The organism is Enterobacter cloacae complex sp. P40C2 (assembly GCF_014930695.1).
In the GTDB taxonomy this organism is placed as follows: domain Bacteria; phylum Pseudomonadota; class Gammaproteobacteria; order Enterobacterales; family Enterobacteriaceae; genus Enterobacter; species Enterobacter pasteurii.
Map to the genome: position 1 here is coordinate 24,427 of NZ_JADBRP010000010.1, position 13,782 is coordinate 38,208.

Sequence of the window (13,782 nt, forward strand, 5' to 3'; positions counted from 1 at the left end):
TTGTATCCATCCCGACATGATGTTCGGTGAGTAAGAAATCACTCAAAAGGGGATGCGCTATGGACGAGTACTCGCCAAAAAGGCATGATATCGCGCAGTTGAAATTTCTCTGCGAATCCTTGTACCATGACTGCCTCGCCAATCTTGATGAAAGTAACCATGGCTGGGTGAACGATCCAACGTCTGCTATCAACTTACAGCTCAACGAGCTGATTGAGCATATCGCGACCTTCGCACTTAATTATAAAATTAAGTACAATGAAGATAATAAGTTGATAGAGCAAATTGATGAATACCTGGACGACACCTTTATGTTGTTCAGCAGCTACGGCATTAACGCACAGGATTTGCAGAAATGGCGTAAATCAGGAAACCGTCTATTTCGCTGCTTCACGAATGTCAGCAGAGCTAATCCGGTTAGTCTTTCCTGTTAAAATTATTACAAATACTAAGGTGAATTTATGTCTGATAAACCATTAACTAAAGTCGATTATTTGATGCGCCTGCGACGCTGTCAGTCAATTGACACGCTCGAACGCGTTATAGAAAAAAATAAATATGAGCTGTCTGATAATGAACTGGCTGTATTTTATTCAGCCGCCGACCATCGTCTTGCAGAACTGACGATGAATAAACTGTATGACAAGATCCCCTCTTCGGTATGGAAGTTTGTCCGTTAATCCCTGAAGAGGCAGTAAAGGCATTACGACCATTGTTAAGCTGAATTTACCTTTCGAATTACGCTTCACGTGCAAAAGCCAGGCTCCCGTGTAAAACGTCTGTACCCGCAATAATGTTGTGACTTCCGTCACAGCCATTTTTAGGGAACGTTCCCTTTCTGGTTAATCCTCATTACGCTACGTAAAACGATCCCAGAGAGGTTTCCCATGAGTGAAGAAAAACAGAAGATGATTGCGGGTCAATATTACCGCCCTGGCGATAACACGCTGAGGTCAGACCGTTTACGCGCGCGTCAACTTGTTCACCGCTATAATCATACCGCGCCCGATGAGAAAGCCGAGCGTAGCGCGCTGCTGGCCGAGCTGCTGGGGCAAAGTGAAGGTGCCTACATCGAGCCGAGCTTCCGCTGCGATTACGGCTATAACATCTATCTGGGTAAAAATTTTTACGCCAACTTCGACTGCGTCATTCTTGACGTCTGCCCTGTTCATATTGGTGATAACTGTATGCTCGCGCCGGGTGTCCATATTTATACTGCCACCCATCCTCTGGATGCGGCCGAACGCAACAGCGGGCTTGAGTACGGTAAGCCGGTCACTATTGGGCATAACGTGTGGATCGGCGGGCGTGCGGTTATTAACCCGGGCGTGACGATTGGTGATAATGCGGTTGTGGCCTCCGGGGCCGTGGTGACCAAAAGCGTGCCGGCCAATGCCGTCGTGGGCGGGAATCCGGCAAAAATCATAAAAATGCTCTAAACGCCCCTGAGTAACTGTTATGCATTTTCCCGGCATAACTGTTACTTTCTTCGCGCAGATCCCTCTCATAAAATAGGCAGATCACCTGTATTTTCAACAATCATAAAGGCAAAAAATGACCGAGATACAGCGCCTGCTCATCGCCACCATCGACGATCTTAATGTTCGCGAAAAACGTGACAACCGCCCGCGCTTTAGCATCAGCTTTATTCGTAAGCATCCCGGTTTGTTTGTCGGCATGTATGCAGCCTGGCTGGCAACGCTTATCGTGATGCTGAGGTCCGACACGCTGGCAGATTCCGTCTGGCTGCTGGTTGTTCTGTTCGTGGTGTTTAACGCGTTCTTCTTTTTCGACGTCAATCCGCGTTACCGGTATGAAGACATCGACGTACTCGATTTCCGCGTGTGCTACAACGGGGAATGGTATAACACGCGCTATGTGCCGCCTGAACTTATCGACACCATAATGCGCTCACCTTCAGTCGACCCCGGTCTTAAGGAAAAGCTGAAAAAAATGGTTTCGACCAAAGGTGAACTCTCGTTTTATGACGTTTTCACGCTCTCCCGCCCTGCCAACGGCTAACGGGCCCCTCCCTGGAAAAGGCGCTAAGCGTTTGTTTAGCGCCTTTTTTTACCCCCCTGAACCGCTTTAAAGCGCGGGTTGGATTTGCAAATAACGTACAGACGCCCTTTGCGCTTCACGATCTGACAGTCAGGATGGCGCTGTTTTGCGCTGCGCAGCGAGTTAAGTACCTGCATGGCTAGCCTCGCTTCGCGTCAAGAAAACCGCCAAAACGCTTGCGGAAGCGTGCCGCGCTACCGTCCGTCGAGAAGGTCTTCTGCTTCCCGGTATAGAACGGATGTGACTTTGACGAGACGTCAAGGGTGACGTAAGGATACGTGTTGCCATCGAGCTCAATCTCGCGGTCTGTCTTAATCGTCGAACCGACCTTAAAGAATTCATTGGCCGTGGTGTCGTGAAACACAACGGTACGATAGGTTGGATGGATATTGGGTTTCATTTCAGGCTCTCATGTATTGTTATAACATAACAAAATACTATCCGAGCCTTGATGCAAAAACAACCCTTCTGATAATGCAGCGGATCGCGGTATTTTTATGAAAGGCTTATCCGAGTACCTGCCTGAGAATTTCGCATGCTATAACTATATCATTTAGCGATAAAATCTTTCTTCACTGGCGAGCAGACTCAGAGCCTCCGGCGGGCAGATAAGAAGGAAACAGCAGCATGAAAACCCGACACCTGGTCAGTCTGGTAACAGGCGTACTGATCTTTTCTGTGCTGGTCCCGGTTTGCCTCAGCATCTGGCTGGCTCATCGCCAGGCAGAGGAAAAATTTGTGGATGCGCTGGACAACTATGCCTCACGCGTCCTGGTACGTACCGACAGGGTTGTCGCTCAGGCAAAGCAGGCGCTTACACACCTGCAAACCTTTGACGCCCCGCCCTGCAGTCCCCTGCATTTACATGAAATGCGTCGGGTCGCCTTTTCATGGCGCTACGTTCAGGAAGTCATGTACATCGACAGCCTGAAACCGCTCTGCTCTTCGCTTGAACAGTCCAGTAATACCGCGACCTTACCGCCCCCTTTGCGCATCACCGGGGATGGCTACAGCGCGTGGCTCACCTCGCAAAACGATCTGGGCATTCACCGCTATATGGTTGTGATGGGGAAAGGACACTACGTGGTAATGATCGATCCGGCGTCGCTTGTGGACGTCGTCCCGTTCGGCGAAATTACGACGGATGCGGCTCTGGTGGGCAGCACAACCCATCTTATCTTCGCCAGCAGCAACCGCCTCGATCCGCATCTTCTCAGGTATGTTAAGGATCGGCAGGATGTGACGAGCGTCCGGTACAACGGCTCAATGTACATTCTTAAGCCCGTACCCGAGCTGGGCTTTACGGTGATTGCCTGGGCGTCGCTAAAACCCCTGGCGGAAACCTGGCACCAGCAGCTGTTCATCTGGCTACCGGTGGGTATGCTGATAAGCCTGCTCGCAGCCCTTATTGTCCTGCGGATCCTCCGCCGCCTGCAGTCCCCGCGCAACCGCCTGATCGACGCGATCAACAACCGCGAGATCCAGGTTCACTATCAGCCTATCGTGGCGCTTTGCAGCGGCAGGCTGGTGGGGGCTGAAGCCCTGATGCGCTGGCCGCAGCCGGATGGCAGCAACCTGGCGCCGGATCTTTTTGTGCCCCTGGCAGAGGAAACGGGGCTCATCTCTCAGCTGACGCAGCTGGTGGTCAGCAGGGTATTTGAGGATCTGGGATACTGGCTGCATCTTCACCCGGAGCTGCACATATCCATCAACCTTGCGCCCGGTGATCTAACCTCTCCCGAGCTGCCCCGTCAGTTGAGCAAGCTTCTGAACAAATGGGAAGTTCATCCGCAGCAAATCGCCCTTGAATTAACCGAGCGCGGGTTTGCCGATCCCGCCGTCAGCGCGCCGGCCATCGCCGCGTTTCGCCGTTCCGGGCACGCCATCTATATTGATGATTTCGGTACGGGCTACTCCAGCCTGAGCTATTTGCAGGATCTGGACGTGGATATTCTGAAGATCGATAAATCCTTCGTGGATGCGCTGGAGTATAAAAACGTCACGCCGCATATCATCGAAATGGCAAAATCGCTAAAGCTGGCGATGGTGGCGGAAGGGATTGAAACGGAGGGGCAGCTGGCATGGCTGCACCGCCACGGCGTGCAGTACGGACAGGGCTGGTACTACAGCAAGGCGCTGCCAAAAGAGGATTTCATCGTCTGGGCCGGGCAAAATATCAGCAAGCCTTCCTCCTGAGCGGGGTGACGCGGCCACTGGCGTGGCCGCGCGTTACGTCTCAGCCGTTCTGCTGCCAGCTAAAGCTGTAGCGCAGCTGGCGGTTTTGCAGGATGAAGGCCGGCGCCACGCTCGGGCTCCAGGAGTCATCTCCCCCAACGCCCATGTGGAAAGCATCCAGGTTCAGCCAGCTGCCCGCCTCTTCCCGCAGCAGATGCTGATGCGTTGCCTCAGTCAGCTGCCGCTGACCGTAGCGGCTCAGGGAGAAATGGAACTGCCCCTGCAGCTGATGCGAGCCAAACGACAGCTCGCGGGTGTCGCAGCGCAGGCCGTTTTCCGACGGAAAGATATACGGCGTATGCATGGCCTTCAGCGGTAACGCCCAGCGTCCCTGCTGCGCCGCCAGCTTTCTGTCCGGATAGTTTTCCAGCGGACCCAGCCCCAGCCAGCGTACCGTTTCCGGAATATCCACCAGCATAACGCTCAGGCCCACCCGGGCAGGCTCCGGAATATCGGACGCCACCGTCACCTGCACATCACCGTGCAGCACGCCGTGGTCATCAATCCGCCAGATCTTGCGGCTCACGAACAGCGCTCTGTCCCGGTATTCCCAGACGTGCTGCGTGGTCACCACGGCTTCACGCTCGTGCTGCTCCGCTTCACACCGGAGCAGGCGTGGCGACATCTCATACATACCCGCCGCCTTCCAGCGCTCTACCCATGCGTTCGGATCGATGCGGGTCGCCTCGCTGACGCCAATATCATTGTCCAGCGGCGCGCGGGTAAAGTTATCCGTGACAGGAGTAAGCAGCGTTTCAGCGCCCGCATTCCACCACTGGACCAGGTTCCCGGTGATGCGGCAAAACTGCCAGCGCTGCTGCTGATGGATGATATCCAGCACCTCGTCCTGCACCGTTAGCTGCGGGGCCGTCCCGCCCGCCTTCGGTGGCGCAACGTACAGCGGAGCCGGTAGCGGCCATTGATCCCAGGCACAGCGGTGGCCGGACGGAGACCATGGCGTGCTCTTAGGTTGAACGATCTCAACGTTGAGCCAGACCTCACCCGGTCCGGCGGCAAGCGCAGGCAAAGGGATCTCAACGCGCTGTACTTCCTGCGGCGCGACAGAGAGCGCAATCTCGCCGGAGGCCACCGCCGCCCCGTCACGCGCTACGGACCAGTGCAGCTGTTCGTTGTCGGTATGACGGAACAGATAGTCGCTTTGTGCCTCAACCACCAGCGGAGAAGTACTCACCAGCGTAAAGGTGAAAAACTGCTGGGCACGCTGCGCCTCGTAAAGGGCTGGATGCGGAGTGCGGTCCGGGAACACCAGTCCGTTAAGGCAGAACTGACGATCGTTAGGCTTATCGCCAAAATCCCCGCCGTAGGCCCAGAATGGCGTGCCGTTCTCGTCTTCCTTCGTCAGCGCCTGATCGACCCAGTCCCAGACAAAGCCTCCCTGCAGCCGGGGATGGCTGCGGAACGCCTGCCAGTAGCTGGCGAAACCGCCAAAGCTGTTGCCCATCGCGTGCGCATACTCGCACAGGATCAGCGGGCGCGTTTCCTCCGGCATGCCGATCCACTTTTTAATCGACCACTTCGGCCCCGCCGGGAACGGCTGATCCCAGTCGACGCGGGCATACATCGGGCAAACGATATCGGTTGCCGCCGTATTGGCCCCGCCGCCTTCATACTGCACCGGGCGCGTGGGATCGGTGGTTTTCAGCCAGCGGTACAGCGCGTCGTGGTTCGCTCCATGACCCGACTCATTGCCCAGGGACCAGATGATAATTGACGGGTGATTACGGTCACGCTGGACCATACGGGTGACGCGCTCGCTCATGGCAGGCAGCCAGCGCGGGTCGTCCGCAAGGCGGCTCATCGGCACCATGCCGTGGGTTTCGATATTCGCCTCGTCGACCACGTACAGGCCATAGCGATCGCACAACGTGTACCACAGAGGATGGTTCGGGTAGTGCGAACAGCGCACGGCGTTGAAGTTATGCTGCTTCATCAGCTCAATGTCGCGGCGCATGGTGGCTTCGTCCATCACCTGACCCCTTTCAGGATGGTGCTCGTGGCGGTTCACGCCGCGGATCAGCAGCGGTTTGCCGTTGAGCTTCAGCAGGCCGTTGCTGATTTCAACGCGCCTGAAGCCGACATCGCAGGCCTCGGTCTCCAGCACGGTGCCCTGCGCATCTCTGAGCGTTATGGTCAGGCGATAAAGTGCCGGCGTTTCGGCGCTCCACAGCGCGGGGGCGTTTACCGGTATCGCAACCGTAAGCCGCTCCGCCCAGCTGCCGCGCTCGTCCACGACGGCCGAGCCTGGCTTTTGAACGGCGCGCGCGCAGGCTTCGCCATTACGCCACAGGGTAAACGCCACCTCGCACCCGGCGTAGCGTGATCCTTCCAGCGCAACGTCTGCCCGGAGTACCGCCCGATCGCATTCGGCATTCAGGTCGGTCACAATCCGGTAATCGGCGATCCGCGTTTCTGGCTTGTGCAGCAGCGAGACGTCGCGGAATATGCCGCTCATCCGCCACATATCCTGATCTTCCAGATAGCTGCCGTCGCACCAGCGCAGTACCATCACCGCCAGGCGGTTCTGACCCGGGCGCAGCACGGGGCTGAGATCGAACTCGGCAGGCAGGCGGCTGTCCTGTGAATAGCCAATCCACGTGCCGTTACACCACAGATGAAAAGCCGAATTAACTCCGTCAAAGACGATGCGGGTTTGCCCGCCGTGCAGCCAGGCCTCCTCCACGTCAAATGTGAGCGAGTAACAGCCGGTAGGGTTTTCAGCCGGAACATACGGCGGGTTCACCGGAAATGGGTAGGTGACGTTGGTATAAATGGGGGTATCGAACCCCTGCATCTGCCAGTTTGACGGCACGGGCATCCCGACGGCATCAGCGAGATCGTCCGTCACCCACGCCTCGGGCACCAGCTCTGGCGCGGCGTAGAAATTAAATCGCCAGCGGCCGTTAAGCGAGCGCTTGCTCAGCGAAGGCTTATCCTCACGGGCGAACGTTTCTTCACGCCAGCTGTGAAAAGGCGCGTGTGCGGGCAGACGGTTCCACTGCGTCACGCCGGGGTTTTCCCAGTCACGACGAGCGAGAAGTGCGCTGAGGGTCAGCGGGGGGATAGAAGACATATTAACCTCTTTGCGAAGCGCTCACAATTTATAGCCAACATGCCCTGGTAAACGGTCGCGGTAAAGGCCGAGATCGTCACCAGGCGAGCCCGATCACAAAAGCGTCAGCCTCGGGCCAGCTTCTCCGCCAGCAGCGCCAGCGCTCTGAGCTGTTGCGCCAGCGCTTCACGATCGGCCTGCTGCCCGGCGCGCGGTGCAGTGGAATGGCGAACGATCAACGTAACGGGAAGTTGTTTCTGCCAGCGCGTTTCGCTACGGGCTGGTGCCAGAAGCCATTCCACGCTGCGCTCGCCGGCTTCACGGAACGCCTGCCGAACGGTGGTAAGCGGGGGTGAAAACCAGGCGCTGTCGGCGGTATCATCAAACCCGACCACCGAAATCTGGCCCGGTATCGCTATGCCTTTTTCCGCACAGGCGCGCATGACGCCGAGCGCCATCTGATCGTTTGCGACGAGTATCGCCTCCGGCAGCGCCGGACCCGCCAGCAGGTGATGCCCTTTCTCATAGCCAGAGGCCGCGCTCCAGTCACCGTGCGCCACAGCCAGCGCGTCCACGCCTGCCTTAGCCAGCGTGGTTTTCCATCCCGCCAGACGTGCCCGGGCAGAGACAGAACTTTCCGGCCCGGCGAGCAGAGCGATTCGCCGGTGCCCGAGCGAAAGCAGATGCTCCGCCCCCAGGCTGGCACCCTGCCCCGCATCGAACACGAGGCTGTTCACCCGCGCGGAAGGGGACACGTCGAGAAAAAGCACCGGAACCGGCGAAGCCATGTCCTGTAGCGCTTCTGCCTGCGTATCCTCCAGCGGAACGTTCACCAGCAGCGCCTCCACGCGCTGGGCCAGCAGCTCCTGCAGGGCGGCCCCGCACCGGGCAGGCCGATCCACCATCGAGATAAGCACGCTTGCCCCCTGCTCCACCGCGCGGGATTTTACGGCTGAGGCAATTTGCGACGGCGCGTGCAGCGCAAGATCGGCCGTGATCAGCCCCAGCGTGCGGGTGCGCTTTCCGGCCAGCTGCTGCGCGCCGCGGTTAGGCACATAGTGCAGCTCCGCCATGGCCTGCCGGACCTTTTCCCGCGTGCGGGGAGAAACGTGCTCCGCGTCGTTAATCACGCGGGAAACGGTCTGATAAGAAACGCCCGCCACGCGGGCAACGTCATAAAGAGTGATGGCTTTCATGCATTCTGACATCGCAAAAAGAGAAGCCGCTATTCTGGCACAGTTACGCCATTAAAGCCTGTGAGCGCTTCGCAAAATCAAACAATGCGCTCCGGCCGCGGTGCGGTCAGCCCCCGTGGCTTCTGGCGAAACCACGGCAAACAGAGCTGGATCAGCGGGCCGATGGTTAACGCATACAGCACGGTTCCGACGCCAAACGTTCCGCCGAGCAGGCAGCCGATGAGTAACACGCTCACCTCAATGGCGGTGCGCACGCTGCGAATCGACCAGCCCAGCCGGGCGTGAATGCCGGTCATCAGGCCGTCGCGCGGGCCTGCGCCAAACCCCGCGCCGATATACATCCCGGTGGCAATGGCGTTCACCACGATGCCGGATACCAGCAGGGTAATGCGCACGGGCATCGAGGTAAGTTCCGGCAAAAGCGCCATTGACGCGTCTGCCGCCAGGCCGATACAAATGACGTTGCTGAGGGTGCCGAGACCGGGACGCTGGCGCAGCGGGATCCACAGCAGCAGCACCGCGGCCCCGGTCAAAATAATCACCGTGCCGATGCTTAACCCGGCCTGGATTGCCACTCCAAGGTGAAACACGTCCCAGGGATCGACCCCGAGATCCGAGCGTATGAACATGGCGGTTGATAGCCCGTAGAGGCCTAAGCCGGCATAAAGTTGTACCAGACGACGTACCATTTTATCTTCTCCGAAGAACCAGGCTTCCATCTTCGGTGAAAATGGCACTATGATTAATGTCCAGTTTTCAAATAGTGGACTGCACATGTCATCACGTCGTTTTGGGAGCCAGTCTCTGGCACGTCTGTTAGGCCACTGGCAGCATGCCGCTTCCCGTACTCCGCTGTGGCGCCAGCTGGCCGATGCGCTACGGCTGTTAATTCTCGACGGCAGGCTGGCGCTGTATACCCGTCTGCCCGGCGAGCGGGAGCTGGCAGCCGCGCTTGACGTCAGCCGGACCACCATCAGCAGCGCGCTGGCCCACCTGCGGGACGAAGGGTATCTGGAGAGTCGTCACGGCAGCGGTTCGCGGGTTATCCTGCCAGACAGCCGCGCCGTGCCCACCCTCTCTACGGCAAGCGCCGCGCTCGATCTCTCTACCGCCGCACTCAACGCGGGACCCGAGATCCATCAGGCTTACACCCACGCGCTTGCGGCCATCACGCCGCATCTGGCGCTGACGGGGTACGAAAGGCTTGGCCTGCCGGCGCTGCGTGAGGCCATCGCCATCCGCTATACCGCGCGTGGACTGCCAACCCGGCCAGACGAAGTGATGGTGGTAAACGGCGCCGTCAGCGGCTTTGCCCTGGTCTTACGCATGTTGACCGGCCCCGGCGATCGCGTGGTGGTAGATCATCCAGGCTACCCGCTGGCGATAGCCGCTATTCAGGGCGCGCTCTGCCGTCCCGTGGGCGTCTCGCTTCCTGAGACGGGCTGGGATACCGATGGTTTTGCCGCAACGCTTGCCCAGACCGCTCCTCGTCTGGCCTATCTGATGCCGGATTTTCATAATCCGACGGGGCGCTGCATGGACGCCGCAACGCGCCAGACGCTAGCCGACATCGCCGCGCAAACCCGCACCACGCTGGTGGCAGATGAAACGATGGTCGATCTCTGGTTTGACGCGCCCCCGCCGCCGCCGCTGGCCGCGTTTAACCCGGAGGCCGACGTGATTACGCTGGGTTCCGCTGGAAAAAGCTTCTGGGGCGGGCTACGCCTCGGCTGGATCCGCGCCTCGTCCCGCACTATCGCCACGCTCGCCCAGACGCGCGACGCGCTGGATCTGGGCTCGCCTGTGCTCGAACAGCTGGCCACGCTCTGGCTTATCGAAAACGGTGAGACGTTCCTGCCCGCTCGCCGAAAAATGCTGGCTGAACGGCGCGACCGCTGCGGACAGATGCTGCGGGAACATTTTCCCGAATGGCGCTTTCATAAGGCGGAAGGCGGGCTTTCATACTGGATTGAGCTACCCGGCCCGCTGGCGACCCAGCTGGCCGCGCGTGCGGAATCAATCGGGATCACCATGGGCACCGGCACGCGCTTTGGGCTTTCAGGGGCGTTTGACCGCTACCTGCGGATGCCCTTCTCGCTCAACCCGCCCGAACTTGAAGCGGCATTACTGCGGATCAAACCCCTGTGGCTTGCCCTAAATAACAGCACGCCGCCGGTAAAGCGGAGCCTAGTGTAAATTATTCGACAGAAACAATAAAAACTGCTGACTGTAACGCATGCAGTCAGCAGTTTTCATAACGGCAAGCTTAATGTTGAGGAGGGATCGGGAAGCCTTTCAGGGAAATAATAAAATTATCCCCTTCTTTCTTTATTTTTGCACCGGTATCACACCAGTCAGATGCAATTCTAAAGAACTCATCGCTTCCTACATTCCAGCCGAGACGGACGTGCTTCACGTAGCCGGAACGCAACAGGCTGCAGGCCTCGTTGTAGTCACTGGCAGTCGACAGTTGTTGTTTCATTTTCTCTTCTTCAGAAGTTTACGTAGTGCTTTGATTTCTTTAGGAGTAAATGGAGTTACGCTCTCTTCTTCCGTATGCTGATTATCAATATCCTCTTCCGATACTCCCGCCTCTTCTACTGCTTCAAATGCCAGCAGCAGCAGTTTCTCCGTGGTCACGCTTAAATTCTCATTATTTACTTCCGCATAGTGGCGAAGTCTTTCTTTTAGCGCTTCATCAATTTTAACGTTTAATACCGCAGTCACCATAATTGTCACATCCCTTCGGAATACGTGTTTTATTTAATACACGAAGATAACATTCTTATCCAGATATATATTTTTTGCTTATAACAACAAAAAGACGCCCGATAATAAAATGACAGTCTATTATTACAGGTTTATGACAATATTATTTCAATTGAATGAAAGATATATTACGCGGACCGTAACAGGCACAGTAATAACAGGGATATTCTGAAGAAAAGATGGGGAAGCACAAATGGGTGGGGGCCCTGCCAGCTACATCCCGGCACCCACGTCGTCTGCCCTGGCTGCTTCCTTCCGGACCTGACCTGGTGAACAGAGTAGCGTTGCGGGAGAACCAACAGAGCCCCCATTGAGAGCGTTGATAACCAACGCGCTGGCGCATTATCCCTGTGGTGCACCTCAATTGCAAGCCGTCGGCAACCGGATGCTGGATTATTGCGCAAACTGGCGAAGCAATCCGCGTTATCTTCGTTTACCATTGCCCTTCGCGGATTATTCCTCAGGAGTAACGATGGACGAACATGACACTTTTCCGCAGCGAGTATGGCAGATTGTGGCCTCTATCCCCGAAGGCTGCGTGACGACCTACGGCGAGGTCGCCCGGCTGGCGGGTTCACCGCGCGCGGCGCGTCAGGTAGGCGGTGTGCTGAGACGGCTGCCGGAGGGGAGCACGTTACCCTGGCATCGGGTGGTCAACCGACATGGAGAAATCTCCCTCACCGGGCCAGATTTGCAGCGTCAGCGTCAGGCTTTACTGTCTGAGGGGGTGCAGGTAACCGGTTCTGGCAGGATTGATATGCAAAGGTATCGCTGGGAATACTGACGCCCTCTTCAGAAAGATGAAGAGGGCGAGAGGAAATTACAGCTGCGTTGGCGCCGTTGGCAGCGTCGGCTGATTGGTCTGCGTTGCAACAGGCACTTCAGTTTGCTGTACCGGGACCAGGGTCAGGTCGATTTTAGTGCCGCCTTTGTTAACCGCTTCCTGCACGGTATCGGTGATAAAGACCAGCTTATCGTTGATCGTTACCGCCGCGCTCAGGAGGATACGCGCGTTTGGCTGCACGTCAGACGGGTTGTACGGCAGCACGAAGCTGAACGGTGCCTGTTTACCCTCTGTACGAACTGCACGCTGTGCAAGCACTTTAGACGGTGCATCCGCCAGAGACGCATCGGATAACGTGACCGTTAAAACCGCGTCCGGCGGCAGAGCAACTTTCTGTTTGATCCAGATGGTACCGGACACGTTAGGCTGTCGAATAGCTTGCTGTGAAAGGGTGTTAATCCCGTTTGGGGTCGCCGTTGGTACCGCTACATCGGCACTCTTATCCGCACAGGCGGACAACGCCACCGCCATTGCAACACCGCTTAACATAGGCACGAGTTTCATTGAAGTCTCCTTATCATCAATGCACCGGCGGGATCGATCCCATCCGATGTCGTTTTATTCACATAACGTAAACAAGTGTGGCACAAATCACGGATTTATGCCTAATTTTGCCCAGGTATTAAGATAATTCCACCCATCGGACCACTATCGTTTCTGCGTTATACTCAGCCTATCTTTCGCCACGGCGTTTATTGAGGACGACTATGAGTCAGGCACTGAACAATCTGCTGACATTACTGAACCTGGAAAAAATAGAAGAAGGGCTTTTTCGCGGGCAGAGCGAAGATCTGGGGTTACGCCAGGTATTTGGCGGCCAGGTCGTAGGACAGGCGCTTTATGCAGCAAAGGAGACGGTTCCGGCAGACCGACTGGTGCACTCGTTCCACAGCTATTTTTTACGCCCCGGTGACAGCGCTAAGCCGATTGTGTACGACGTGGAGGTTCTGCGTGACGGCCAAAGCTTCAGCGCGCGCCGCGTCGCCGCCGTTCAGCATGGAAAACCCATCTTTTACATGACCGCCTCGTTCCAGGCGCCAGAGCCGGGTTATGAGCATCAAAAAACGATGCCCCCTGCCCCGTCGCCGGACGATCTGAAATCGGAAACCGACATCGCCCGCGCGCTGGCCCACCTGCTGCCTCCGCAGGTGAAGGAGAAGTTTCTGTGCGATAAGCCACTGGAGATCCGCCCCGTCGAATTTCATAACCCCATGAAGGGGCACACCGCTGAGCCCGCTCGCCAGGTGTGGATCCGCGCCAACGGCAGCGTACCGGCAGATTTGCGCGTGCATCAGTACCTGCTGGGCTATGCGTCAGATTTCAACTTCCTGCCGGTTGCGCTACAGCCCCACGGCGTCGGTTTCCTGGAAAAAGGGATGCAGGTCGCCACCATCGACCACTCCATGTGGTTCCACCGCCCGTTCGACATGAACGAGTGGTTGCTCTACAGCGTGGAAAGCACCTCAGCGTCCAGCGCCCGCGGGTTTGTTCGCGGGGAGTTTTATACGCAGGATGGCGTGCTGGTAGCGTCGACGGTTCAGGAAGGGGTCATGCGTAACAGGGGATGATGTTGCCCTCACCTCTCCCGCGGGTAAGGGAATACAGAC

Annotated in this window: 16 protein-coding genes and 1 other RNA gene; 8 read left to right on the forward strand and 9 right to left on the reverse strand. The window is 57.2% G+C overall.

From position 1 onward, the window contains the following. The first annotated feature begins 59 nt into the window (after positions 1-59). From tomB to IM304_RS16745, 4 genes are all read left to right on the forward strand, one after another. The gene (gene tomB / locus IM304_RS16730; protein WP_176611029.1) at positions 60-434 is read left to right on the forward strand and encodes an Hha toxicity modulator TomB; all 375 of its coding nucleotides are present in this window, start codon (positions 60-62) and stop codon (positions 432-434) included. 27 nt (positions 435-461) lie between these two features. Further along, positions 462-680 carry an HHA domain-containing protein gene (locus IM304_RS16735; protein ID WP_015571250.1) on the forward strand — a complete coding sequence of 73 codons (219 nt, stop codon included), beginning with the start codon at positions 462-464 and terminating at the stop codon, positions 678-680. Positions 681-887: 207 nt separating this feature from the next. Then, positions 888-1,439 (forward strand): maltose O-acetyltransferase, encoded by a 552-nt coding sequence (maa, locus tag IM304_RS16740; protein WP_193355656.1) that lies wholly within the window; start codon positions 888-890, stop codon positions 1,437-1,439. A 115-nt stretch (positions 1,440-1,554) separates the two neighbouring features. After that, positions 1,555-2,022, forward strand: a complete 468-nt coding sequence (locus tag IM304_RS16745) for a YlaC family protein (RefSeq protein ID WP_193355657.1) — start codon at positions 1,555-1,557, stop codon at positions 2,020-2,022. Between the two features lie 35 nt (positions 2,023-2,057). On the opposite strand, the gene ykgO is transcribed toward IM304_RS16745, so the two are convergent. Both ykgO and IM304_RS16755 read right to left on the reverse strand, forming a co-directional pair. Further along, positions 2,058-2,198, reverse strand: coding sequence for a type B 50S ribosomal protein L36 (gene ykgO, locus IM304_RS16750; protein WP_034458060.1), 141 nt, complete (start codon positions 2,196-2,198; stop codon positions 2,058-2,060). 2 nt (positions 2,199-2,200) lie between these two features. Next, entirely contained in the window at positions 2,201-2,461 is a 261-nt protein-coding gene (locus tag IM304_RS16755; protein ID WP_148420306.1) for a type B 50S ribosomal protein L31, read from the reverse strand. A 227-nt stretch (positions 2,462-2,688) separates the two neighbouring features. Between IM304_RS16755 and IM304_RS16760 the strand changes: the two genes are divergently transcribed. Further along, the gene (locus IM304_RS16760) at positions 2,689-4,257 is read left to right on the forward strand and encodes an EAL domain-containing protein (RefSeq protein WP_193355658.1); all 1,569 of its coding nucleotides are present in this window, start codon (positions 2,689-2,691) and stop codon (positions 4,255-4,257) included. A gap of 40 nt (positions 4,258-4,297) precedes the next feature. Here the strand turns inward: IM304_RS16760 and IM304_RS16765 are convergent, their stop codons facing one another. The 3 genes from IM304_RS16765 to IM304_RS16775 all read right to left on the reverse strand — a co-directional run bounded on the left by IM304_RS16765 (position 4,298) and on the right by IM304_RS16775 (position 9,251). Continuing rightward, positions 4,298-7,387, reverse strand: coding sequence for a beta-galactosidase (locus IM304_RS16765; RefSeq protein ID WP_193355659.1), 3,090 nt, complete (start codon positions 7,385-7,387; stop codon positions 4,298-4,300). Between the two features lie 104 nt (positions 7,388-7,491). Further along, entirely contained in the window at positions 7,492-8,562 is a 1,071-nt protein-coding gene (locus IM304_RS16770; protein ID WP_193355660.1) for a LacI family DNA-binding transcriptional regulator, read from the reverse strand. 77 nt (positions 8,563-8,639) lie between these two features. Continuing rightward, on the reverse strand, positions 8,640-9,251 hold the full coding sequence (locus IM304_RS16775; RefSeq protein WP_148420333.1) for a YitT family protein: 612 nt from the start codon (positions 9,249-9,251) through the stop codon (positions 8,640-8,642). 85 nt (positions 9,252-9,336) lie between these two features. On the opposite strand from IM304_RS16775, the gene IM304_RS16780 reads away from it, so the two are divergent. Further along, complete coding sequence (locus tag IM304_RS16780) at positions 9,337-10,758, forward strand: PLP-dependent aminotransferase family protein (RefSeq protein ID WP_193355661.1); 1,422 nt, start codon at positions 9,337-9,339, stop codon at positions 10,756-10,758. 70 nt (positions 10,759-10,828) lie between these two features. Here IM304_RS16780 and IM304_RS16785 read toward each other — a convergent pair whose 3' ends face one another. From IM304_RS16785 to ffs, 3 genes are all read right to left on the reverse strand, one after another. Further along, positions 10,829-11,044 (reverse strand): hypothetical protein, encoded by a 216-nt coding sequence (locus IM304_RS16785; RefSeq protein ID WP_148420302.1) that lies wholly within the window; start codon positions 11,042-11,044, stop codon positions 10,829-10,831. Continuing rightward, on the reverse strand, positions 11,041-11,292 hold the full coding sequence (locus tag IM304_RS16790; RefSeq protein WP_148420301.1) for a hypothetical protein: 252 nt from the start codon (positions 11,290-11,292) through the stop codon (positions 11,041-11,043). The genes IM304_RS16785 and IM304_RS16790 overlap by 4 nt, the downstream gene beginning before the upstream one ends. A 243-nt stretch (positions 11,293-11,535) precedes the next feature. Next, positions 11,536-11,632: signal recognition particle sRNA small type (gene ffs / locus IM304_RS16795), an RNA gene on the reverse strand. A gap of 84 nt (positions 11,633-11,716) precedes the next feature. Between ffs and IM304_RS16800 the strand changes: the two genes are divergently transcribed. After that, positions 11,717-12,115: an MGMT family protein gene (locus IM304_RS16800; protein WP_193355732.1), complete on the forward strand. Its 399-nt coding sequence runs from the start codon at positions 11,717-11,719 to the stop codon at positions 12,113-12,115. Positions 12,116-12,151: 36 nt separating this feature from the next. Here IM304_RS16800 and IM304_RS16805 read toward each other — a convergent pair whose 3' ends face one another. Then, a complete protein-coding gene (locus tag IM304_RS16805) occupies positions 12,152-12,679 on the reverse strand; it encodes a YbaY family lipoprotein (protein WP_148420299.1) in 528 nt (175 codons plus the stop codon). Between the two features lie 203 nt (positions 12,680-12,882). On the opposite strand from IM304_RS16805, the gene tesB reads away from it, so the two are divergent. Then, positions 12,883-13,743 (forward strand): acyl-CoA thioesterase II, encoded by an 861-nt coding sequence (gene tesB / locus IM304_RS16810; RefSeq protein ID WP_148420298.1) that lies wholly within the window; start codon positions 12,883-12,885, stop codon positions 13,741-13,743. Positions 13,744-13,782: the final 39 nt, after the last annotated feature.

Excerpts from the sequence above, each read along its gene's own strand:
- maa (WP_193355656.1), top strand. The coding sequence starts at position 888 with ATGAGTGAAGAAAAACAGAAGATGATTGCGGGTCAATATTACCGCCCT.
- IM304_RS16770 (WP_193355660.1), bottom strand. The coding sequence starts at position 8,562 with ATGAAAGCCATCACTCTTTATGACGTTGCCCGCGTGGCGGGCGTTTCT.
- IM304_RS16805 (WP_148420299.1), bottom strand. The coding sequence starts at position 12,679 with ATGAAACTCGTGCCTATGTTAAGCGGTGTTGCAATGGCGGTGGCGTTG.
- IM304_RS16735 (WP_015571250.1), top strand. The coding sequence starts at position 462 with ATGTCTGATAAACCATTAACTAAAGTCGATTATTTGATGCGCCTGCGA.
- tomB (WP_176611029.1), top strand. The coding sequence starts at position 60 with ATGGACGAGTACTCGCCAAAAAGGCATGATATCGCGCAGTTGAAATTT.
- IM304_RS16785 (WP_148420302.1), bottom strand. The coding sequence starts at position 11,044 with ATGAAACAACAACTGTCGACTGCCAGTGACTACAACGAGGCCTGCAGC.
- IM304_RS16775 (WP_148420333.1), bottom strand. The coding sequence starts at position 9,251 with ATGGTACGTCGTCTGGTACAACTTTATGCCGGCTTAGGCCTCTACGGG.
- IM304_RS16755 (WP_148420306.1), bottom strand. The coding sequence starts at position 2,461 with ATGAAACCCAATATCCATCCAACCTATCGTACCGTTGTGTTTCACGAC.
- IM304_RS16765 (WP_193355659.1), bottom strand. The coding sequence starts at position 7,387 with ATGTCTTCTATCCCCCCGCTGACCCTCAGCGCACTTCTCGCTCGTCGT.
- IM304_RS16760 (WP_193355658.1), top strand. The coding sequence starts at position 2,689 with ATGAAAACCCGACACCTGGTCAGTCTGGTAACAGGCGTACTGATCTTT.
- ykgO (WP_034458060.1), bottom strand. The coding sequence starts at position 2,198 with ATGCAGGTACTTAACTCGCTGCGCAGCGCAAAACAGCGCCATCCTGAC.
- IM304_RS16790 (WP_148420301.1), bottom strand. The coding sequence starts at position 11,292 with ATGGTGACTGCGGTATTAAACGTTAAAATTGATGAAGCGCTAAAAGAA.
- IM304_RS16800 (WP_193355732.1), top strand. The coding sequence starts at position 11,717 with ATGCTGGATTATTGCGCAAACTGGCGAAGCAATCCGCGTTATCTTCGT.
- IM304_RS16780 (WP_193355661.1), top strand. The coding sequence starts at position 9,337 with ATGTCATCACGTCGTTTTGGGAGCCAGTCTCTGGCACGTCTGTTAGGC.
- IM304_RS16745 (WP_193355657.1), top strand. The coding sequence starts at position 1,555 with ATGACCGAGATACAGCGCCTGCTCATCGCCACCATCGACGATCTTAAT.
- tesB (WP_148420298.1), top strand. The coding sequence starts at position 12,883 with ATGAGTCAGGCACTGAACAATCTGCTGACATTACTGAACCTGGAAAAA.